Raw genomic sequence first — 19,980 nt, 5'->3', positions numbered from 1 at the left:
ATTGAAGAATTTAGGCCGGATCGCGGCATTCAGGGAGAACAACCATGCGTGACGTCTTTATCTGCGATGCCGTGCGGACCCCGATCGGCCGTTTTGGCGGGTCGCTCGCCAAGGTGCGTGCCGACGACCTGGCGGCGGCCCCGATCAAGGCGCTGATGGCCAAGCACCCCAATCTCGATTGGGCACAGGTTGACGAGGTCTTCTTCGGCTGTGCCAACCAGGCCGGCGAGGACAACCGCAACGTGGCACGCATGGCGCTCCTGCTTGCGGGCCTGCCGGATTCCGTTCCAGGCCAGACCCTGAACCGGCTCTGTGCCTCCGGTCTCGATGCGGTCGGTGCCGCCGGCCGCGCCATCCGCTCCGGCGAGATCGAGCTTGCGATTGCCGGCGGCGTCGAATCCATGACGCGCGCGCCCTTCGTGATGGGCAAGGCGCAGGAAGCGTTCTCGCGCTCGGCTGAGATCTTCGACACCACGATCGGCTGGCGCTTCATCAATCCGCTGCTGAAGGCGCAGTATGGCGTCGACGCGATGCCCGAGACCGGCGAGAACGTCGCCGAGGAATTCCAGGTCTCGCGCGCCGATCAGGACGCCTTCGCGATCCGCTCGCAGCAGCGCGCGGGCGCCGCGATTGCGGCCGGCTATTTCGCCGAAGAAATCACCCCAATCACCATTCCCGGCGGCAAGGCCGGCCCTGTCACCGTCGACAAGGATGAGCATCCGCGTCCCGAGACCACGCTGGAAGCCCTGACGAAGCTCAGGCCGATCGTGCGCAATCCCGGCACGGTGACCGCGGGCAACGCCTCCGGCGTCAATGACGGCGCCGCCGCGATGATCCTGGCGTCCGAGGCTGCGGTTAAGAAGCACGGCCTGACGCCGCGCGCGCGCATCCTCGGCCTCGCCTCGGCCGGCGTGCCGCCGCGCATCATGGGCATCGGCCCGGTGCCGGCCACCCGCAAGCTGATGGAGCGCCTCGGCAAGAAAATCAGCGATTTCGACCTGATCGAGCTCAACGAAGCCTTTGCCTCGCAGGGTATCGCCTGCATGCGCCAGCTCGGCGTTGCCGACGATGCCGATTTCGTCAATCCGCATGGCGGTGCGATTGCGCTCGGTCATCCCCTCGGCATGAGCGGCGCGCGGCTCGCGCTCACCGCGGTACACGGCATGGAGAAGCGCGGCGGCAAGCTCGCGCTCGCCACCATGTGCGTCGGCGTCGGCCAGGGCGTTGCGGTCGCGATCGAGAAGCTGAACTGACGGGACGCGTGGCGTTCCGTCATCCCGGAGCCGGGTGCCCCAGACTCGTCATGCCCGGGCTTGTCCCGCCTGCGAGGCCGAAGCCTCTTCGGCGAGGCGAAGGCCCGGGCATCCACGTTCTTGGTGCCGCGAGAAGAAGGTCGTGGATGGCCGGGACAAGCCCGGCCATGACGCAAGGTGAGGGAGCATCCCATGATCATCGCGCGCGAGCAGGACGTCACGGCCGCGGCCTTGGCGGTGATGGAGCAGACATCCGATCCACGGCTACGCCAGATCATGGTCTCCCTGGTCAAGCATCTGCACGGTTTTGTTCGCGACGTTCGCCTGACCGAGAAGGAATTCCGCGACGCCACGGCTGTTATCGCCGAGCTCGGCAAGCTCTCGACCGACACGCATAACGAGGTCGTGCTGATGGCGGGCTCGCTCGGCGTCTCGCCGCTGGTGTGCCTGCTGAACAATGGCGATGAGGGCAACACGGAGACCGACCAGTCGCTGCTCGGACCATTCTGGCGGCTGAACTCGCCGCGGGTGGAAAATGGCGGATCGATCGTCCGCTCCGAGACCCCAGGCGCGCCGCTGTTCGTCAACGGCCGCGTCGTGGACAAGGACGGCCGTCCCGTCGCCGGCGCCGAGGTCGACGTCTGGCACGCGTCGCCGGTTGGTCTTTATGAAAACCAGGACCCCGAGCAGGCCGACATGAACCTGCGCGGCAAGTTTACGACCGACCAGGACGGAGCCTTCTCGTTCCGCTCCGTGATGATGGTCGGCTATCCCATTCCGACCGACGGCGTGGTCGGCCGCCTCCTGGAGGCGCAGAACCGGCATCCCTATCGTCCCGCGCACCTGCACGCGTTGGTCTTCAAGCCCGGATTCAAGGTGCTGATCTCGCAGGTCTACGACCCCGCCGACCCGCATATCGGTAGTGACGTGCAGTTCGGCGTGACCAAAGCGCTGATCGGCAAGTTCCTGCGCCATGACACGCCACATCCGACCGAGCGCGACGTCGCGACGCCCTGGTATTCGCTGGACCATGTCTATCGGCTCGAAGCCGGCGAGGCCGTCCTGCCGCGTCCGCCGATCAAATAGGGCTCAAAGCCGCTTCCCCCAATTAGTTATATCCTATAATGATTGGCGGAAGCGTTGACCGGTCGGAAAAGGGCCGGGGAGGAGTTCGCCAATGACATTCATCTATCCCGTCGACAGCAACACGGCGCATCCGCTGCCGCTGTCGCCCGAGTACAAAAGCTCGATCAAGCGGGCGCCGAACAAGCCCTTGATCCCGATGCGCCATACACTGTCGGAGCTGACCGGCCCGGTCTACGGCCACGAGACCGTTCGCGAGGGCGACAATGATCTCACCACCCAACACACCGGCGAGCCGCTCGGGGAACGCATTATTGTGCACGGCCATGTGTGCGACGAGGACGGCCGCGGCGTGCCGAACTCGCTGGTCGAGATCTGGCAGGCCAATTCCTGCGGCCGTTACGTTCACGTCCGCGACCAGCATCCGGCGCCGCTCGATCCGAACTTTACGGGCGCCGGCCGCACCGTGAGCGACGTCTCCGGTTACTACCGCTTTGTCACCATCAAGCCTGGCGCCTATCCCTGGGGCAACCATCATAACGCCTGGCGTCCCGCACACATCCATCTCTCTGTGTTCGGCCATTCCTTCGTCACGCGTCTCGTGACGCAGATGTACTTCCCGGCCGATCCGCTGTTCCCGTTCGATCCGATCTTCAATTCGGTGCCGGACGAGAAGGCGCGGGCGCGGATGGTGTCATCGTTTGATCTCGAGAACACCCAGCCCGAATGGGCGCTGTGTTACCGCTTTGACATCGTGCTGCGCGGCAAGAACGCCACGCCTATGGAGAACCATTAAGTGCAGGACAATGGGATCACGCCGTCGCAGACCGTCGGCCCGTTCTTCAAATACGGCCTGACGCCGACCGGTGAGTACGCCTGGAACGATGCGTTCACCAACTCGACCCTGACGCCCGACGTCACCGGCGACCGCGTCCGGATCGAGGGCCGCGTGTTCGACGGCGATGGCGTCGCCGTGCCCGATGTCATGCTGGAGATATGGCAGGCCGATGGGCAGGGGCGCTTCGCGGATCCGCAGGACAAGCGCGGGCTGTCGAATGCGAGCTTCCGTGGCTTTGCCCGTTGCGGCACCGACAAGGACGGCAATTATTCCTTTGAAACCATCAAGCCGGGCGTGGTGCCCGATCCCGACGGCAAGCCGCAGGCACCGCATGTCCTGCTTGCGGTGTTTGGTCGCGGCATGCTGCGGCATCTCTATACCCGCATCTATTTCAGTGACGAGGCCGGCAATGCCGCCGATCCCGTGCTGGCGGTGGTGCCTGCCGACCGTCGCGCCACGCTGACGGCCGTGCGCGAGGCCGGCAAGCCGGTGTACCGGCTCGACCTGCGGCTCCAGGGCGACAACGAAACGGTATTTTTCGACGTGTGACCCCCAGCGCCGTCCCGGACAGGCGGAGCCCCGATCCGGGACGACAGCGGAGGACGGGCCCAAGCTTCGCTGCCCGAAACCGTTGACCTGACGCCATTTCCCGTATTTTTCCGGAGTTCGCGCGATGCAATTTCCGCGCGATGCAATCCCGTGTTTACCGTAATCCTTTAGGGTCCGTGGGATTCAGCGCGGCCCATTGGATTTTTCCATGAAAATTCGTCTTTCGCTTTCTTCCGCAATCATTGCTTTCGGCATCGTTCTGGCCATCGGCTTTACCGCCGTGGTCTCGACCAGCCTCTACGCCTTGAAAGAGCTCAAGGTCGGCGGTCCGCTCTATTCTGATATCAAGCTCGGAAACGATCTCATCGCCGACATCCTGCCGCCGCCGGAATATGTGATCGAGGCCTACCTCGAGGCCACGCTCGCCATGCGCGAGCCCGACCAGCTGGCGGCCCATGCCGAACGCCTGGCCCAGCTCCGCAAGGATTACGACGAGCGCAAGGCATTCTGGGTCACCTCCAGCCTCTCGGCCGACCTGAAGACGACCCTGGTGTCGAAATCCGACGCCGAGGTGCAGAAGTTCTGGAAGCTGTTGTCCGACCAGCTCCTCCCCGCCCTCAAGGCCAAGGATACGGCCGTCTCCGAGCGGGCCTACGCGCAGCTCAAGGAGGCCTATACCGCGCATCGCGCCGTCATCGACAGCATCGTCGAGAGCGCCAACAAGCAGAATGCCGACATGGAGAAGCTGGCCGCGGACCGCGACAGCTCGATGCTTTACATCCTCCTCGGCGTCTCCGCCGCCGTCCTCGCCTTCATTGCGGCGGGCCTGCTCGGCGTCGCCTTCGGCGTGATGCGCCCGATCGTGCGCATGACCAGCGCGATGCAAAAGCTCGCGACCGGCGATCTCGCCGCCGACATTCCTTTCGCGCACCGGCAGGACGAGGTCGGCTCGATGGCGGGTGCGCTCTTGGTGTTCAAGCAGTCCGCGGTCGAGAATTTCCGCCTGCGCGAGGAGCAGTTGCAGAAGGAGCAGGAGGCGGCGCTCGCCAAGCGTGAGGCCCTGCATCAGATGGCCGAAACCGTCGAGCGCGAGACCGGCCGCTCGGTCGACACCGCGAGCGCGGCGACGCAAGGCGTGGAGCGTGCCGCCTCCAGTCTGTCCGAGATCGCAAGGTCGCTCTCGACACAATCGCAGGCGGTCGCAGCCGCCTCCACCCAGGCCCTCGGCAGCTCGCAGACCGTCTCGGCCGCAGCTGAAGAACTCAGTGCTTCGATCCGCGAGATCGCAACCCAGGTCGCGCGGACCAGCACGGTTACAAAATCGGCGGTCGCCGGTCGGGAACAGGCGCGCTCGACCATCCAGACGCTGGCTGGATCGGTGAAGAAGATCGCCGAGGTCTCCGACCTCATCGGCGGCATCGCCGGCCAGACCAATCTGCTGGCACTCAACGCCACGATCGAGGCGGCGCGCGCCGGGGAGGCCGGCCGTGGCTTCGCGGTGGTCGCCGCCGAAGTGAAATCCCTCTCCGACCAGACCGCCAACTCCACCGAGGAGATCGCGCGGCTGATCGCCGAGATCCAGGCCTCGACGCAAGCCGCCGTCGACGCCGTCGAAACCATGGGAGGCCACATCGTCGAGATCGACGGCGTCGCCACCTCGGTTGCCGCCGCGATGGAAGAGCAGGACGCCGCGACCCGCGAGATCACGCGGTCGATTTCCGAATCGACTTCCGCGGCGAAGGAGGTCTCGGCCAAGATCGGTGATGTCAGCCGCGACGCCGCCTCCGTGAACGAGCGCGCCGCGGAGGTCAGGCAGGCGATCGCCGGCATGGCGGCCAATCTCGAGCAGCTCCGGTCGGTTGTCGTCAGGACCGTGCGTGACTCGACCGCTGCGGCTTGAGCCGGGCGGCTGATGCCGCTGGCGCCCGGCAGCGCGGTTGTACAGAATGGAGCAACGCGACGGGGGTCGGGCGCGCATGAAAGATACACGGTTGCCGGCGGTGGCGGACGCGGCAAATCTAACCGCGGCGCTGCGCAAGGCTGGCGCACTGGACGCCGGTGCCGTGCGCGAGGTCAAGGTCCTGCATGAGCGCGATACGGTCGTGTCGCATATCACCCGACTCGGCCTGCGCTATGTCGGGGAATCCGCCGGCTCGCCGCAGTCACTGATTCTCAAGACGCCCCATGCCGCGTTTGCCAAGCCGCTGGCGAATGCCGGTCGCCATGAGGTGGCCTACTACACACAGCTTGCACCCAGAACGCCCGCGCTGCTGGTGCCGCGCTGCTTTGACGGGAATTTCGACGAGGAGAGCCTCGCCTGGCATCTCCTGCTTGAGGATCTCACTGATAGTCACGAGATAGCGACCCAATGGCCGCTGCCGCCATCGCGCGCTCAGGCGATGGCCATCGTCGCCGCGCTCGCGCGCTGGCACGCGGCGTGGTGGGACCATGCTGGTCTCGGCGAGACCGTCGGGGTCTGGGCGAGCACCGACGATACGGCGGGGCATATGGAAACGTTCGCATCCCATTACGACCGATTCGCTGATCAGCTCGGCGATCGTCTCAGTGAAGAGCGCCGCACGCTCTACCGCCGCTTCATCGATCGGTCCGACAGGATGTCACTGCGCTACCATTCACCATCACCCATGGCGATGCCCACATCTGGAATTTTCTGCTGCCGCGCGCCGGCGTGTCCGACACTGTCCGCATCTTCGACTTCGACTTGTGGGACATCAACGTGCCGACTCACGACCTCGCCTACATGATGGCGCTGCAGTGGTATCCGGAACGCCGGCAGGCGTTCGAACGCCTTCTGCTCAATCATTACCACGACACGCTGATGGCGCACGGTGTCAGCGGCTATACGCGCGGCGCGCTCGACCAGGACTATCGGCGGTCGGTGCTGTGGCACATCACCAAGCCAGTCTGGCAGTGGAGCATCAACATCCCACCGGTGATCTGGTGGAATAATCTGGAGCGGGTGATGATGGCGGTCGAGGATCTGGGCTGCGAGGAGATTTTGGGGTAGAGGCGCGCAACATCATCGGTGTCGTCCCGGCGAAGGCATCACTCCATCACCGCATGTTCCGGCCCCGCCGCCTGCTTGCGCAGGGTGGCCTTGGTCGAGCCGATCAGCAGGGCGAGCGGGATGGTGCAGAGGATGAAGAACATCACCAGCTCGTAGTCGTGCGCGAAGGCGATGATCTGCGCCTGCACGTTGACCATGCGATCGGCCATGGCGCGACCGGCGTCGGTGGAGAGATTGATCATGCCGCTGACGCTGGGCATCTGGAGCGCATGGTTGAACGGGTTGATGTGTTCGGACAGGATCGCGTAGGTCCGCCGCGTGCCTTGTGTCAGCTGGGCGATGACGACGGAAATGCCCACCGAGCTCGCGACGTTGCGCATTAAGGTCAGCATCGCGGTGCCGTCGGTGCGCAGCTCATTCGACAAGGTCAGGAACGCCACCGTCGATAGCGGCACGAAGACGAGGCCGAAGCCGAAGCCCTGGATGACGCTGACGGTCACGATCTCCGGCACCTGGGTCAAATCGGTCCAGCCGGTCATCTGGAACAGCGAGCCCGCGGTCAGCGTCAGGCCGGTGATGATCAGTGTGCGGGCTTCGATGTAACGCATCATGCGGCCGACCAGCATCATGGCGAAGAAGGTGCCGAAGCCGCGGCTCGCCAGCAGCAGGCCCGCGGTGATGATGGGATAGCCGATCACGTTCTGCATATAGGGGGAGGCCAGCGCCATGGTCGAGAACAGCACGAGGCCCATCACGACCATGAACACGCAGCCGGTGACGAAATTGCGGTCCTTGAAGAGCCCGAAGCGGATGAACGGTGTCGAGGTCGTGAAGGAATGCGCGATGAAGAAGTAGAAGGCGACGGCCGAGACGATGAACTCCGCAAGGATCTCACCCGATTCGAGCCAGCCCAATTGCTCGCCGCGGTCGAGCGCGAGCTGAAGCGACCCGATCGCGACCGCCAGCGCCGCGAAGCCGAACCAGTCGAACTTGAGACTGAGATCCTTCCGGGTCTCGTCCATGAAGATGATCAGCCCGATCACGGTGATGGCGCCGAACGGCAAATTGACGAAGAACACCCAGTGCCAGGAATAAGTCTCGGTCAGCCAGGCGCCGAGCGAGGGACCCATGATCGGCCCCATCATCACGCCCATGCCCCAGATCGACATCGCCTTGGCGCGTTCCTGGAGCGTGTAATAGTCGAGCATCACCGATTGCGACAACGGCACCAGGGCCGCGCCGAACACGCCCTGCAGCAGGCGGAAAATCACCATCTGGTTGATGTCCTGCGCAAGCCCACACAGCACCGATGCCATGGTGAAGCCGGCCGAGCAGATGATGAAGATGCGCTTGCGGCCGAAGCGGTTGGCGATCCAGCCCACCGGTGCCGTCATGATCGCGGCGGCGACGATGTAGGAGGTCAGCACCCAGTTGATCTGGTCCTGCGAAGCCGACAGCGTGCCCTGCATGTAGGGCAGGGCGACGTTGGCGATGGTGGTGTCCAGCGCCTGCATGATGGTTGCCGTCATGGCGCAGATCGTCACCATGTTCCGGCGCAGGCCGGGGACCATAAGGGCGGGATTGGACTCCGCCATAGGATTAGTCCTCCTGATCTTTGTCTTGGCTCGCGGTCGCCGACAGGCCGAGCAGACCGGCGAGCGAGCGCTGGTGGCCGGTGTCGATGGTGGCGTAAACGCTCATGCCGGCCTTCAGCTTGCGTACGTATTTGTCGGTCTCGTCGAAATAGATGCGGATCGGCACGCGCTGCACCACCTTGACGAAATTGCCGCTGGCGTTCTGCGGCGGCAGGATCGCGAATTGCGCGCCGGTGCCGGGCGAGAGCGAGCCGATCTTGCCCTTGAAGGTATGGTTCGGGAACGCGTCGACCTCGAGCGTGACCGGCTGTCCTTCGGTGACGTAGGTGAGGTCGCTCTCCTTCGGATTGGCGTCGACCCAGGGATGGGCCACGTCGATGATGGAGAACACCGGCGTGCCGGCGGCGACGTAGCGGCCGAGCTGGATCTGTTCGACCTGTGTTGCCACGCCATCCATCGGCGCGCGCAGCACGGTGTGGTCGAGGTTGCGCTGGGCATCGTCCAGCTTGGCTTTCGCTTGCGCGTAGGCGGGGAATTGCTCCAGCGGCAACTCGGGATTCCCCAGCAATTGGGTCTTGGCATTGGAGAGTTGCTGCTTGATGTATTGCGCCTGCGCGCCGGCGGTAACCAGTGCATTGGACGCGTTGTCGAGATCGAGCTGCGAGCCGTAATTGTTCTTCACCAGCGACTGCTTGCGTTCGACGTCGCGCTGCTTCAGGTCCATGCCCTGCTGGGCAAGATTGAGCATGTCACCGTAGATCTTGATGTTGGCAACAAGATTGTCATAGGTGATGCGGGCTTGGGCGAGTTGCGCTTTGGCTTCTTCCAACGCATGACGGAACGGAGCGGGGTCGATCTCGAACAACTCGTCGCCGTGCTTGACGACCTGACCTTCCTTGACGACGACCTTCTGGATTTTGCCGGAGATATCAGGGGTCACCAGCACTTTCTGCGCGCCGACATAGGCGTCATCAGTGCCGACGTAACGGCCGCCATTGAGATAGAAGGTGAAGCCGGCAACCGCGACGACGAGCGGCAGCACAACCAGGAGCAGCACGCGGCGATAGCGGCGCAGGCCCGCCACCAGGCGGCGGCGCGGATCGGTGCCGGCTTTCTTGGTGGGCTTGCCGCCGTCGATTTTCTGCTCGGGCTGGAACTTGAGAACCTGATCAGCCATAGCGTTGCTCCTTACGCGCTTGTTCCGCTCCGCTGCTCTGGATCGCGGACCGCACGTTTTCCTTGATTGTTTCGAGTTGGGTGAGGAGGCGATGGGCGTCCGCCGGAGTGATGCCGTCGAGCGCGTTGGCCGTGAGCTCGGACTTCAGCCCGCTCATCCGCCCGAGCAACTGCCGCCCGGCCTTCTTCAGGTACAGCCGCTTGACGCGGCGATCCGAAGGATCGTTGCGTCGCTCGATCCAGTCGCTGTCACAGAGTTTATCGATCAGGCGCGTCAGCGTGATCGGCTGCACCTCGAGAAGCTCGGCAAGCTCCGACTGCTTCATGCCTTCGCTGCGCTCGACCTTGGCCAGCACCGCCCATTGCGCGCGGGTGATGCCGAAGCGCGAGGCTTCCTTGTCGGCATAGACCCGGAGCAGGCGGTAGAGCTCGGCGAGTGTAAACAGGAAATTCTGGTCCACGGGTCCGGGGCTCATGAGCTTGGTCTCCAATAAGCTTGGAATATAATAAGCAAGCTTATGATTATTTCACGGCGGGTTTGCGGGACGCTGTCCCGCAGGCCGAGCATGGCTGCTGGCCGCATCGCCGGTCCTGCTTTGGGTTCCCCTTTCGAAATGCTAGAACGCCGATCGCATGACCCTTGCAAGACCGGCATTTCCCGCGCCCGACCACGATCACGGCCGCTGCACCGCGGATGCGCTGGCGCATGCCGAGGCCGTCTGCGGAGAGCGCGCGCAGAAATTCACGCCTATACGCCGCCATGTGCTGGGGGCGCTGCTCTCGAGCCACCGGCCGCTCGGCGCCTATGAGGTGATCGACGAGCTGGCGAAATCGATGCAGCGGCCGGCGCCGATCACGGTCTATCGTGCTCTCGATTTCCTGATGGCCAACGGCCTCGTGCACCGGATCGAAAGCCGCAACGCCTATCTCGCCTGCGCCGCTCACGACCACGACGCGATCTCGGCGGTGACGTTCCTGATCTGCGAGCGCTGCGGCCTGGTCGGTGAGATTCCGTCGGCATCCTTCGCCAAGGACCTCAACGCCGCCGCGCGCAGCTCAGGCTTCGCTCCCAAATTGTCGGTGGTGGAAATCACGGGCGTTTGTGCGCATTGTCAGAAAGCCGCATAGAGCAACAACGGCGCAAAGCCGGTTTTTAGGAAGAAATGTCCTCACCTCAAGCCATACCGTCCGCCGGTCGTCCCCTCAGTGCCGGCGCCATCGCCCTGATGCTCATGCTGTGCCTGACCTGGGGGTTCAACCAGATCGCCGTGAAGCTGGTGCTGCCGGACATTCCGCCGATGCTTCAGGCCACGTTCCGCTCGATGGGCGCGCTGCCGGTGCTGTTCATCATCGGCAGCTTGCGCGGCGTTAAATTCTTCGAGCGCGACGGCACCTGGAAGCCCGGCGTCATCGCCGGACTGATGTTCGGCATCGAGTTCGTGCTGATCTTCCAGGGCCTGCGGTTCACACCAGCATCGCGGGCGGTCGTGTTCCTCTACACCGCGCCGTTCTTCGTCGCGCTCGGCTCCTACCAGGTGCTCGGCGAGCGACTTGGTGGGACGCAATGGCTGGGGCTCGCCATCAGCTTTGCCGGTGTCGCGCTCGCGATCGGCGTGCCGCAGCCCAACGTCGATTCGCATGTCCTGCTCGGCGATCTCATGATCGTCGGCGGCGCCGCGCTGTGGGCGGCGACCACGCTAGTTGCCAAGGGCACGCGGCTGCGCTTCGCGGCGCCCGAGAAGGCTCTGGGCTATCAGGTCGCGACCTCGATCCCGATCCTGGGGCTGGCCGCCTGGCTGTTCGGGGAGACCATCCCCCACACGCCGTCGCCGCTGTCGCTGGGCCTGATGGCCTTCCAGGCGATCTGGGTCGTGGGAACCACGTTCACGCTTTGGTTCGCGCTGGTGAAGACCTATTCGGCCAGCAAATTGTCGGCTTTTACCTTCATCACCCCTTTGTTTGGCGTGGTGGGTAGCTATTTCATCATGCACGACACGCTGAACCTGACATTCGGGGCTGCCGCCGTCCTTGTCATTGCTGGGCTTTTTCTGGTTAACCGTCCCAGTCAATCCGCTGCGGCGCCGCGCGATGCATTGCTGAACGTCACCAAAACCTGATATTTGGACGCCATGAACAAGCTCGAAAAAACCATCGATTCCGACGTCGCGGGCCCCGCGCCCCGGCACAAGACTACCCAGGTCAAGGTCGGCGACGTTGCCGTCGGCGGCGGTGCCCCGATCGTCGTGCAGTCAATGACCAACACCGACACCGCCGATATCGACGGCACCATTGCCCAGGTCGCAGCGCTCGCCCGCGCCGGCTCCGAAATGGTCCGCATCACCGTGGACCGCGAGGAGGCCGCCGCTGCCGTCCCGCACATCCGCGACGGCCTGCTCAAGCGCGGCATCACCACGCCGCTGATCGGCGACTTTCACTATATCGGCCACAAGCTGCTCGCCGCCTATCCGGCCTGCGCCGAGGCGCTCGCCAAATATCGCATCAATCCCGGCAATGTCGGCTTCAAGGACAAGCGCGACACCCAGTTCGCCGACATCATCGAGATCGCCAACAAGAACAACAAGCCGGTGCGCATCGGCGCCAATTGGGGCTCGCTCGACCAGGAGCTCTTGACCAAGCTGATGGACGAGAACGCCGCCTCCCCCGATCCGCGCGACGTGCGCGCGGTGACGCGCGAGGCCATGGTGCAATCCGCGCTGCTCTCGGCCGCGCGCGCCGAGGAACTCGGCATGCCGAAGAATCGCATCATCCTCTCGGCCAAAGTCTCGGCCGTGCAGGATCTGATCGCGGTCTATCAGGATCTCGCCAGCCGTTCCGACTACGCGATCCATCTCGGCCTGACCGAGGCCGGCATGGGCACCAAGGGCATCGTGGCGTCCTCGGCCGCGCTCGGCATCCTGTTGCAGCAGGGCATCGGCGACACCATCCGCATCTCGCTGACGCCGGAGCCCGGCGGCGACCGCACCCGCGAAGTGCAGGTCGGCCAGGAGCTCTTGCAGACCATGGGCTTCCGCACCTTCGTGCCGCTGGTTGCGGCGTGCCCCGGCTGCGGCCGCACCACCTCGACCACCTTCCAGGAGCTGGCCAGCTCGATCCAGGGGTTCATCCGCGACGAGATGCCGACCTGGAAGACGAAATATCCCGGCGTGGAAGAGCTCAACGTCGCGGTGATGGGCTGCATCGTCAACGGCCCCGGCGAATCCAAGCACGCCAATATCGGCATCTCGCTGCCGGGTACGGGCGAGGCGCCGGCTGCCCCGGTGTTCGTCGACGGCAAGAAGTTCCGCACCCTGCGCGGCCCGACCATCTCCGCGGACTTCAAAGCACTCGTGATCGACTACATCGAGCAGCGCTACGGCCAGGGCGCCAAGGTGCCGGTGACCGCGGCGGAATAGTTCTGCTCCAGATCAGGAATCGTAGGGCGGGTTAGCGAAAGCGTAACCCGCCTTATTTTTGTGGGCGCGAAGTGGCGGGTTACGCTTCGCTAAGCCGCCATACATTGCTACGATGCTCCCAAGCAAGAATGCATCGGGAGACACGCCATGAGCTCACTCGCCGGCAAGCAGGGCCCGCGCTATCGCCACGCGATGGACGACGGCGCGCCTTACGAGACCATCGCGGTCGAAAAGCTGACCCCGATCATCGGCGCGGAGATCTCCGGCGTCGACATCGGCAAACTTGTCTCCGACGATGCGCGCTCCAACCGGCAGATGGACGAGGTCCACCGCGCGCTTGCCGAAAACCTCGTCATCTTCTTCCGCGACCAGCACATCACGCCACAACAGCATCTCGCCTTCGGCCGCAAGTTCGGTGAGCTGCATTTCCATCCCGCCGCGCCGCATGAGGATGAAGACCCGGCCCTGATGAAGATCTATGCGGATGCGAATTCGCCGCGGGCCAATGGCGAGGGCTGGCATTCCGACGTGTCCTGCGATCACGAGCCGCCGATGGGCTCGATCCTCTACATCAAGCAGTGCCCGCCGCGCGGCGGCGACACGCTGTTCGCCAACATGTATGCGGCCTACGAGGCGCTGTCGGACCGGATGAAGGCCTATCTCGACGGGCTGACTGCGTTGCATGACGGCGAGCCGATCTATCGCGGGCTCTACGCCAATTACGGCGTCGCCGACCGCCCGTCCTATCCGAGTGCCGAGCATCCCGTGGTGCGCACGCATCCGGTCACCGGCAAGAAGGCGCTCTACGTCAACCGCGGCTTCACCCGCCACATCAACGGCATCCCGCGCGACGAGAGCGAGGCGATGCTTGCCTATCTCTACCAGCACGCCGAGAATCCGCTGTTCCAGTGCCGCTTTCGCTGGACAGAGAATGCCATCGCCTTCTGGGACAACCGCTGCACCCAGCACCGCGCGATGTGGGATTACTGGCCGCACACGCGCTCCGGCACGCGCGTGACGGTGAAGGGGGAGCGGCCGGTTTAACCGGCCTGCGCGCCGCGTTCCGCGTTGACGTCTTCCCGCGTCCGCGCCAATCTTGCCGGCAACAACGACCGTCGGGAGGATTTTCCATGCTCCGCGCCGAGGACAACAAATTCCTGACCGAGTCGGGCTCTGGTACGGGCATGGGCGAATTGTTGCGCCGGTTCTGGATTCCTGTGCTGCTGTCCGAAGAACTCCCTGAACCCGACGGCGAGCCGAAGAAGATCATCGTTCTCGGCGAGGAGCTGCTCGCCTTCCGCGATACGCGCGGCGTTGTCGGAATCATCGATCAATACTGCCCGCATCGCGGCGCCAATCTCTGGCTCGGGCGCAACGAGGAATGCGGCATCCGCTGTGTCTATCACGGCTGGAAGTTCGACACCGACGGCCGCTGCGTCGACATGCCGACGTCCTATCCCGACCTCAATGCCAAAGACCTCATCCGTATCAAATCCTATCCGGCGCGCGAATGGGGCGAGATGATCTGGGCCTATATGGGTCCCGCGGATGCGATGCCCGAGCTGCCCGATCTTGAAATGGCGCTGCTGCCGGCCTCGCACCGCTATGTCAGCAAGAAATGGCAGGACTGCAACTGGGTGCAGGCGTTGGAAGGCTCGATCGACACCGCGCATTTCACCTTCGCCCATCTCTCCTTCGACAAGGAGGAGAACGAGATCCTGGACATCAAGAAGCATTTCGTGAATCCGATCGCGCGGATGTCGAGCGATCACATGCGCTGGATCGCGGAGGATCCGCGTCCTGTGATCAAGATCGCGCCGCACGCGGCGGGCCTCACCATCGCCGGCGGGCGGCTCACCGGCGGCGACAACATCTACTGGCGCATTGCGCAGTTTCTGATGCCGTTCCACGCCTATGCCCCGAGCGCGATGCCGGGTGAGAACATCTTTGGGCAGACTTTCGTGCCCGTCACCGACACCAATTGCTGGATCTACACCTATGCCTGGAATCCGGAGCGGCCGCTGACGCAAGCCGAGCGCGACGTCTTTGACCGCGGCAACGGCGTGATCGCGGAGGTTGGCGACAATTACGTGCCGCTGCGCCACAAGGGCAACGACTATCTGATCGACCGCAAGCTGCAGAAGACCAGGAGCTACACCGGCATCAAGGGCGTCTCCGAACAGGATGCGGCCGTGCAGGACAGCCAGGGCCCGATCGCCGACGCACCCGCGAGCATCTCGGTCCGACCGATCTCGGTATCATGCATTTCCGGAAAGTCGTGATGGAGCTGGCGCGGGCGCTTCAGCAGGGCGAGCCGCCGCCGCAGGCCGCGCATCAGGATCGCTATGCCGTGCGCTCGGGCGCCTGCGTCACCAGCAAGGCCAAGGACCTTTCCGCGGTGATGCTGGAGCGTTTCGGTGACGTCACAGGCTTTGTCGGCCGGCCGCGAACAGCGGCAGCGGAGTAGTACTTGGGACAGCCGCGCAGCATCATCGCAAGTCTCGTCTCGACGCTGGTCGCGTCGATCTTGCTATGGTCGCTGGCGCCTGCAGACTCTGGTCATGCTGCTATCGCGCGGAAAATCGCGAAACCCAAGCCGCCGCACGCGCCGGTCAAGTGTGAGCTGTCGAAATTCCGGATCCTCGTGGATGTCGGGCACACCCCGGACTCCTACGGCGCGTTGAGCGCGCGCAACGACACGGAGTTCGGCTTCAACTTCCGGCTTGCAAGTCTGATTACGGCGAGGCTCAAGGCCGAAGGCTTTGCCGCGACCCGGTTGCTCGTCACGGACGGCAAGGCGCGGCCGAGCCTGTTCAAGCGCGTCAGCACCGCGAATGACGCCCGGGCCGATCTCTTCCTGTCGATCCATCACGATTCGGTGCCGGACAAGCTGCTCGCGAGCTGGGAGTTCGACGGCGCGAACAGCTATTTCAGCGACCGCTTTTCGGGCCACTCTCTGTTCGTGTCGCAGCGGAATCCGCACTTCGCCGCCAGCCTGATGCTGGCCCGGATGATCGGCAGGCAGCTGAAGCAGCAGGACCTGCACTATGCCAGCCAGTACACCCTGCCGGTGATGGGCCGCTACCGGCGCCAATTGCTCGACAAGGATGTCGGCGTCTACCGCTATGACGGGCTCGTTGTGCTCTCGCAGACCCGCAGCGCCGCAGTGCTGCTCGAAGCGGGCTCCATCATCAACCGCGACGAGGAGATGGCGATGAACTCCCCGGAGCGGCAGGAGATCATTGCGGGCGCCGTGGCGGTGGCGATGAGGGAATTTTGCGAGAGGCGGTAGTTCGCGCCCCTAGCAATGACGGGAATCTATAGCGGCCCTCCCCGGTACTCCCGGTTTGCCAAGCTTGCCTCCTCCAGGTCCAGATCGCGCTCGATCCGCCGCCGCGTCTCGTCGGTGATCTGGCCCTCGCGCAGCAGCTCGTGGATGAACTTGCGCTCGGTGGCGATCAGACCGCGGGTCAGGGCGGTGCCGGCGGCGGAGACGTCGTGGTGGGTGGGATCGAGCGAGTCCGGCAGCTGGTTGACCCGGATCTCGTGGCGGGCGCGCAGGAGCCGCATCACCTCGTCGGACACGTCCTTTTCCTCGGTCAGCGCGTCGAGCGACTTTAGCGCCGCGTCGAGGGCCTGGCGCCGTGCCGCGATCTCGGCCTCGTGCTCGGCGGCATGCTCGTTGCGACCGGCTTCCGCGACACCGAGCCAACGAACCACGGGGGGCAGCGTGAGGCCGACGCCGATCAGTGTGATGACGATGACGCCGAACGCGACGAACAGGATCAGGTCGCGAAACGGGAAGGCCTCGCCGCCCGGCAGCGTGAACGGCAGCGCCAGTGCTGCCGCCAGCGACACCGCGCCGCGCACGCCGGTGAACGCAAGCACGAACGGCCATTGCCATGGTGGTGACGGATCGCGCGCACGCAGCGACTTGCTGAGCATTCGTGGCAGATAGGTCGCGGGATAGAGCCAGGCGAAGCGCGCGATCACGACCACCGCCAGCACCACGGCAGTCGCAATCATGATGTCGTCGAGCGGGAACGCCTTCGATTTCTCGTAGAGTGCGCGCATCTGGAATCCGGTGAGCAGGAACAGCAAGCCCTCGATCAGATAGATCACGAGGTCCCAGAAGAAGATGCCTTGCAGGCGCGTCGATGCCGAGATCAGCAGCGGGCCATTCCAGCTCACATAGAGGCCACAGGCGACGGTGGCGATCACGCCGGAGCCGCCGAGATGCTCGGGCAGCCAGTAGGACACGTAGGGCGTGATCAGCGACAGTGTCAGCTCGACCTGCGGGTCTCCCGACCATTTGCGGAACCGCAGGGAGAGCCAACCGACGCCGATGCCGAAGGCGATCTCGCCGGCGACGATGAGCAAGAACTCGCCGCCTGCCAGAGGCAGCGAGAATTGCCCGACCATGATTGCGGCGAGCGCGAAGCGGTAGAGGATCAGAGCGGTGGCATCATTCGCGAGCCCTTCGCCTTCGAGGATGACCATCAGCCTGCGCGGCAGATGCAGCCGGCGCGCGATCGCGAGCGGCGCCACCACGTCGGGCGGCGCGACGATGGCGCCGAGCAGGAAGCCGATCGTCCAGGGCAGGCCGATGAAATAATGCGTGGCGGTTGCGACCAACGCCGCGGTGAAGATCACCGCACCGACCGCCAGCAGCACGATCGGGCGAAGATTCTTTTTGAACTCGCGCCAGCTCATCGCGACGCTCGCCGAGTAGATCAGCGGCGGCAGCACCATCAGCAGCACCAGTTCCGGCGGCAGTTCGACCGCTGGCATGCCCGGCACGAAGGCAAGGCCGACACCTGAGAGCATCAGCAGAATGGCGGGCGCGATGTTGAAGCGGCGCGCGACAAGCGCGGTGCCCGCCAGCACGGCGAGCAGGATGAGAAAGGTCTGAAATTTCGCTTCCATGATGGTCTGTCTTCACCCGGAAGCGGCCGCAAGGTCAATGCGTGCGGCTCACGCCAGCCGCTCGGCCACGATGCGGCCGATGCGTGCGAACACGGCTTCGATCTGCGCCGCGCTCGGCGTGCCGCCCTGGGTATAGGTCGCGATCAGGATCGGTGCATCGGGCTTCGTATCGGGCTTGGGCCAGGCCACCGCGATGTCGCCCGAGGCGTCCTTGCCGTTGTTGCCGGTCTTGTCGCCGATCTTCCAGCTTGCGGGGAGCCCGCCACGCAGCCGGTTTGCACCGGTCTTGCAGCCCACTAGCCACTCCGTGAGCTGCGCACGCGAGGTGGCCGACAGCGCCTCGCCCGTGAGCAGCCGGCGCAGATTGCCTGCCATCGCCGCCGGCGTCGTGGTGTCGCGGGGATCGCCGGGCGGTGAGCGGTTGAGCTCGGGCTCGTTGTGGTCGAGCCGCGAGGTGGTGTCGCCGAGCGACCGCCAGAACGCGGTGAGTGCGGCGGGACCGCCGATCCGCGCCAGCAATAAATTGGCGCAGGTGTTGTCGCTGAGCTCGACGATCGCCTTGCACATCTCGGTGACCGACATTGCGCCGGCGGCAATGTTCTGCTTGGCAACCGGTGCGTACTCCAGCAGGTCGGCCTTGCCGTACGGGATCATGGCCGCAAGCTGATCCTCGCCACGATCGACCCGCGCCAGGACGCAAGCCGCCAGCGAAGCCTTGAATGTCGAGCACATGACGAACCGTTCGTCGGCGCGCCAGGCGAGCCTTGCGCCGGTCGCGAGGTTCTCGGCATAGACCCCGATCCGGCCGCCACTCTCGCGCTCATAGGTTTCGAGCTCAGGCTGCGCGTCTGCGGCGAGCGCGGGGGAGGCGGCGATCCAGTACAGCGAGGCGAGCAGCGAACGGCGGTCGAGAAGCATGGTGGACCTTTTGAGCGAGACGGGGGCGGAGGAGAGATGCGGCATGCACTCCATCCGCATCGTCATTGCGAGCGCAGCGAAGCAATCCGGTCTTCCTCCGCGGAAAGACTCTGGCTAGCTTCGCTGCGCTCGCAATGACGGAGGATGTGGGACGAGTGTGCCCGATTTCGGGCAGCGGAAGCCCTCACTCTCGCAGATCATACCGGTAAGACTTCGATACGATCTGCCAGCCATCGGCGAGCTTCATAGCCACCAGATAGTCCGTGAAAAAACGCGGCGGCAGTTGGCATCGGACCTTGATGAAGGCGGTCTTGTCGTCCGAACGGTCAATCGTGACGATGAAATCCTCGCGCGGCTTGCCTTCGGCCTTGCCGGAGGGGCGCTTGCGCACGCGGTCGAGCCAGTCCGGCACGGTCAGCACCTGCAGCTCGCCCTTCTCGACCCAGCGCAAATCGGCGGAGGGATGGAAGATGGCGCCGAGCTTTTCGGCATCACCCTCGTAAAGTCCGTCGAAGTAAGATTGCACGACGGCTTCGACGCTCGAACGGTTCTGGCTCATGGGTCATCCCTTTGAATGATGGCTCAGGGCGAACTTAGTCGTACACGTCAAAATGCGCTATGGTGTCCGTACCATTTGCTGGGACGCTGTGATGACCGGATCAGAGAATTCGAACGCTCCCTTCCTGATCGGCGAATGCTGCTGCCGCGCCGTGCGCTACGAGGTAGCGGACGCGTTCTCCTATGCGATGAACTGCCATTGCTCGAATTGCCGCCGCACCACCGGCGCTGCCTTCAAGCCGTTCGCCGGCATCGAGCAGGGCAAGCTCCGCATCGTCAGAGGCGAGAACCAGCTCACCATCTACGGTGACGAAACCACCCACGACGCCCACTGCGCCCGCTGCGGCTCGTTGCTTTATTCCCGGGTGCGCGACGGAAAATGGGTCCACGTCGCCATGGGAACCCTGGTCGATGCCCCCTCGATCCGACCGAGCGCCCACATTTTCGTGGGGTCGAAGGCGCCCTGGCACGAGATTACGGATAATCTGCCGCAATATCGGGGCCACATCGGGGATGTCTGAGGGAACCTGCTGCGCACCTGTTTGGCGGCGAACCGCGGCCGGACTGGCGCGACGAACAAAGGGGACCTTTCGGCTTGCCGCCGGCGCCATCTTCGTGACCTCCGTTACAAGCGTCCGCGACG

At 64.5% G+C, this 19,980-nt stretch carries 19 protein-coding genes and 1 pseudogene; 14 read left to right on the top strand and 6 right to left on the bottom strand.

The window, feature by feature from the left end; genetic code table 11:
* The first annotated feature begins 44 nt into the window (after nucleotides 1-44).
* The 6 genes and pseudogenes from pcaF (at nucleotide 45) to RX329_RS41325 (ending at nucleotide 6,751) form a co-directional block, all read left to right on the top strand.
* Nucleotides 45-1,253: a 3-oxoadipyl-CoA thiolase gene (pcaF, locus tag RX329_RS41350; protein WP_027566040.1), complete on the top strand. Its 1,209-nt coding sequence runs from the start codon at nucleotides 45-47 to the stop codon at nucleotides 1,251-1,253.
* A 192-nt stretch (nucleotides 1,254-1,445) separates the two neighbouring features.
* On the top strand, nucleotides 1,446-2,339 hold the full coding sequence (locus tag RX329_RS41345; RefSeq protein WP_317245444.1) for a dioxygenase: 894 nt from the start codon (nucleotides 1,446-1,448) through the stop codon (nucleotides 2,337-2,339).
* 91 nt (nucleotides 2,340-2,430) lie between these two features.
* Nucleotides 2,431-3,132 carry a protocatechuate 3,4-dioxygenase subunit beta gene (gene pcaH / locus RX329_RS41340; protein WP_085361940.1) on the top strand — a complete coding sequence of 234 codons (702 nt, stop codon included), beginning with the start codon at nucleotides 2,431-2,433 and terminating at the stop codon, nucleotides 3,130-3,132.
* Entirely contained in the window at nucleotides 3,133-3,723 is a 591-nt protein-coding gene (gene pcaG / locus RX329_RS41335) for a protocatechuate 3,4-dioxygenase subunit alpha (protein WP_085349771.1), read from the top strand. It begins immediately after the preceding gene.
* Nucleotides 3,724-3,931: 208 nt separating this feature from the next.
* Nucleotides 3,932-5,623 carry a methyl-accepting chemotaxis protein gene (locus RX329_RS41330; RefSeq protein ID WP_085361939.1) on the top strand — a complete coding sequence of 564 codons (1,692 nt, stop codon included), beginning with the start codon at nucleotides 3,932-3,934 and terminating at the stop codon, nucleotides 5,621-5,623.
* Between the two features lie 76 nt (nucleotides 5,624-5,699).
* Nucleotides 5,700-6,751 (top strand): annotated as a pseudogene (locus tag RX329_RS41325) (phosphotransferase).
* 38 nt (nucleotides 6,752-6,789) lie between these two features.
* On the opposite strand, the gene RX329_RS41320 reads toward RX329_RS41325, so the two are convergent.
* Genes RX329_RS41320 through RX329_RS41310 form a run of 3 tightly spaced genes read right to left on the bottom strand, consistent with a single transcriptional unit; the run spans nucleotide 6,790 to nucleotide 9,998 of the window.
* Nucleotides 6,790-8,346 carry an MDR family MFS transporter gene (locus RX329_RS41320; RefSeq protein ID WP_317245443.1) on the bottom strand — a complete coding sequence of 519 codons (1,557 nt, stop codon included), beginning with the start codon at nucleotides 8,344-8,346 and terminating at the stop codon, nucleotides 6,790-6,792.
* 4 nt (nucleotides 8,347-8,350) lie between these two features.
* Nucleotides 8,351-9,523, bottom strand: a complete 1,173-nt coding sequence (locus RX329_RS41315; protein WP_085349773.1) for an HlyD family secretion protein — start codon at nucleotides 9,521-9,523, stop codon at nucleotides 8,351-8,353.
* On the bottom strand, nucleotides 9,516-9,998 hold the full coding sequence (locus tag RX329_RS41310) for a MarR family winged helix-turn-helix transcriptional regulator (protein WP_026233050.1): 483 nt from the start codon (nucleotides 9,996-9,998) through the stop codon (nucleotides 9,516-9,518). The genes RX329_RS41315 and RX329_RS41310 overlap by 8 nt, the downstream gene beginning before the upstream one ends.
* A 157-nt stretch (nucleotides 9,999-10,155) precedes the next feature.
* Here RX329_RS41310 and RX329_RS41305 point away from each other — a divergent pair, with 157 nt between their 5' ends.
* The 7 genes from RX329_RS41305 (at nucleotide 10,156) to RX329_RS41275 (ending at nucleotide 16,227) form a co-directional block, all read left to right on the top strand.
* Nucleotides 10,156-10,650: a Fur family transcriptional regulator gene (locus RX329_RS41305; protein ID WP_085349774.1), complete on the top strand. Its 495-nt coding sequence runs from the start codon at nucleotides 10,156-10,158 to the stop codon at nucleotides 10,648-10,650.
* 35 nt (nucleotides 10,651-10,685) lie between these two features.
* Complete coding sequence (locus tag RX329_RS41300) at nucleotides 10,686-11,639, top strand: DMT family transporter (RefSeq protein WP_007615962.1); 954 nt, start codon at nucleotides 10,686-10,688, stop codon at nucleotides 11,637-11,639.
* A gap of 12 nt (nucleotides 11,640-11,651) precedes the next feature.
* Nucleotides 11,652-12,935, top strand: coding sequence for a flavodoxin-dependent (E)-4-hydroxy-3-methylbut-2-enyl-diphosphate synthase (gene ispG / locus RX329_RS41295; protein WP_018455912.1), 1,284 nt, complete (start codon nucleotides 11,652-11,654; stop codon nucleotides 12,933-12,935).
* Nucleotides 12,936-13,082: 147 nt separating this feature from the next.
* Nucleotides 13,083-13,979, top strand: a complete 897-nt coding sequence (locus RX329_RS41290; protein ID WP_085361938.1) for a TauD/TfdA dioxygenase family protein — start codon at nucleotides 13,083-13,085, stop codon at nucleotides 13,977-13,979.
* Between the two features lie 86 nt (nucleotides 13,980-14,065).
* Complete coding sequence (locus RX329_RS41285; protein ID WP_240543369.1) at nucleotides 14,066-15,217, top strand: Rieske 2Fe-2S domain-containing protein; 1,152 nt, start codon at nucleotides 14,066-14,068, stop codon at nucleotides 15,215-15,217.
* Nucleotides 15,196-15,402 carry a hypothetical protein gene (locus RX329_RS41280; protein ID WP_240543368.1) on the top strand — a complete coding sequence of 69 codons (207 nt, stop codon included), beginning with the start codon at nucleotides 15,196-15,198 and terminating at the stop codon, nucleotides 15,400-15,402. The genes RX329_RS41285 and RX329_RS41280 overlap by 22 nt, the downstream gene beginning before the upstream one ends.
* Before the next feature lie 3 nt (nucleotides 15,403-15,405).
* Nucleotides 15,406-16,227, top strand: a complete 822-nt coding sequence (locus RX329_RS41275) for an N-acetylmuramoyl-L-alanine amidase (protein WP_317245442.1) — start codon at nucleotides 15,406-15,408, stop codon at nucleotides 16,225-16,227.
* Between the two features lie 26 nt (nucleotides 16,228-16,253).
* Here RX329_RS41275 and RX329_RS41270 read toward each other — a convergent pair whose 3' ends face one another.
* The 3 genes from RX329_RS41270 to RX329_RS41260 all read right to left on the bottom strand — a co-directional run bounded on the left by RX329_RS41270 (nucleotide 16,254) and on the right by RX329_RS41260 (nucleotide 19,338).
* Nucleotides 16,254-17,861 carry a Na+/H+ antiporter gene (locus RX329_RS41270; RefSeq protein WP_317245441.1) on the bottom strand — a complete coding sequence of 536 codons (1,608 nt, stop codon included), beginning with the start codon at nucleotides 17,859-17,861 and terminating at the stop codon, nucleotides 16,254-16,256.
* Nucleotides 17,862-17,909: 48 nt separating this feature from the next.
* Nucleotides 17,910-18,779, bottom strand: a complete 870-nt coding sequence (gene bla, locus RX329_RS41265) for a class A beta-lactamase (RefSeq protein WP_085362047.1) — start codon at nucleotides 18,777-18,779, stop codon at nucleotides 17,910-17,912.
* A 184-nt stretch (nucleotides 18,780-18,963) separates the two neighbouring features.
* A complete protein-coding gene (locus RX329_RS41260) occupies nucleotides 18,964-19,338 on the bottom strand; it encodes a nuclear transport factor 2 family protein (RefSeq protein ID WP_007598116.1) in 375 nt (124 codons plus the stop codon).
* 91 nt (nucleotides 19,339-19,429) lie between these two features.
* Here RX329_RS41260 and RX329_RS41255 point away from each other — a divergent pair, with 91 nt between their 5' ends.
* Nucleotides 19,430-19,858: a GFA family protein gene (locus RX329_RS41255; protein WP_018455918.1), complete on the top strand. Its 429-nt coding sequence runs from the start codon at nucleotides 19,430-19,432 to the stop codon at nucleotides 19,856-19,858.
* Nucleotides 19,859-19,980 lie beyond the last annotated feature (122 nt).

Origin of the sequence: Bradyrhizobium sp. BWC-3-1 (assembly GCF_032917965.1) — a bacterium.
In the GTDB taxonomy this organism is placed as follows: domain Bacteria; phylum Pseudomonadota; class Alphaproteobacteria; order Rhizobiales; family Xanthobacteraceae; genus Bradyrhizobium; species Bradyrhizobium canariense_D.
The sequence above is the reverse complement of the archived record's forward strand: the minus strand, read 5'-3'. Positions and strand labels throughout refer to the sequence as shown.

Bases quoted from the DNA above. Each gene is read 5' to 3' on its own strand.
- pcaF (WP_027566040.1), top strand. From the start codon at position 45: ATGCGTGACGTCTTTATCTGCGATGCCGTGCGGACCCCGATCGGCCGT.
- RX329_RS41345 (WP_317245444.1), top strand. From the start codon at position 1,446: ATGATCATCGCGCGCGAGCAGGACGTCACGGCCGCGGCCTTGGCGGTG.
- pcaH (WP_085361940.1), top strand. From the start codon at position 2,431: ATGACATTCATCTATCCCGTCGACAGCAACACGGCGCATCCGCTGCCG.
- RX329_RS41330 (WP_085361939.1), top strand. From the start codon at position 3,932: ATGAAAATTCGTCTTTCGCTTTCTTCCGCAATCATTGCTTTCGGCATC.
- RX329_RS41320 (WP_317245443.1), bottom strand. From the start codon at position 8,346: ATGGCGGAGTCCAATCCCGCCCTTATGGTCCCCGGCCTGCGCCGGAAC.
- RX329_RS41315 (WP_085349773.1), bottom strand. From the start codon at position 9,523: ATGGCTGATCAGGTTCTCAAGTTCCAGCCCGAGCAGAAAATCGACGGC.
- RX329_RS41310 (WP_026233050.1), bottom strand. From the start codon at position 9,998: ATGAGCCCCGGACCCGTGGACCAGAATTTCCTGTTTACACTCGCCGAG.
- RX329_RS41305 (WP_085349774.1), top strand. From the start codon at position 10,156: ATGACCCTTGCAAGACCGGCATTTCCCGCGCCCGACCACGATCACGGC.
- RX329_RS41300 (WP_007615962.1), top strand. From the start codon at position 10,686: ATGTCCTCACCTCAAGCCATACCGTCCGCCGGTCGTCCCCTCAGTGCC.
- ispG (WP_018455912.1), top strand. From the start codon at position 11,652: ATGAACAAGCTCGAAAAAACCATCGATTCCGACGTCGCGGGCCCCGCG.
- RX329_RS41290 (WP_085361938.1), top strand. From the start codon at position 13,083: ATGAGCTCACTCGCCGGCAAGCAGGGCCCGCGCTATCGCCACGCGATG.
- RX329_RS41285 (WP_240543369.1), top strand. From the start codon at position 14,066: ATGCTCCGCGCCGAGGACAACAAATTCCTGACCGAGTCGGGCTCTGGT.
- RX329_RS41280 (WP_240543368.1), top strand. From the start codon at position 15,196: ATGCATTTCCGGAAAGTCGTGATGGAGCTGGCGCGGGCGCTTCAGCAG.
- RX329_RS41270 (WP_317245441.1), bottom strand. From the start codon at position 17,861: ATGGAAGCGAAATTTCAGACCTTTCTCATCCTGCTCGCCGTGCTGGCG.
- bla (WP_085362047.1), bottom strand. From the start codon at position 18,779: ATGCTTCTCGACCGCCGTTCGCTGCTCGCCTCGCTGTACTGGATCGCC.
- RX329_RS41260 (WP_007598116.1), bottom strand. From the start codon at position 19,338: ATGAGCCAGAACCGTTCGAGCGTCGAAGCCGTCGTGCAATCTTACTTC.
- RX329_RS41255 (WP_018455918.1), top strand. From the start codon at position 19,430: ATGACCGGATCAGAGAATTCGAACGCTCCCTTCCTGATCGGCGAATGC.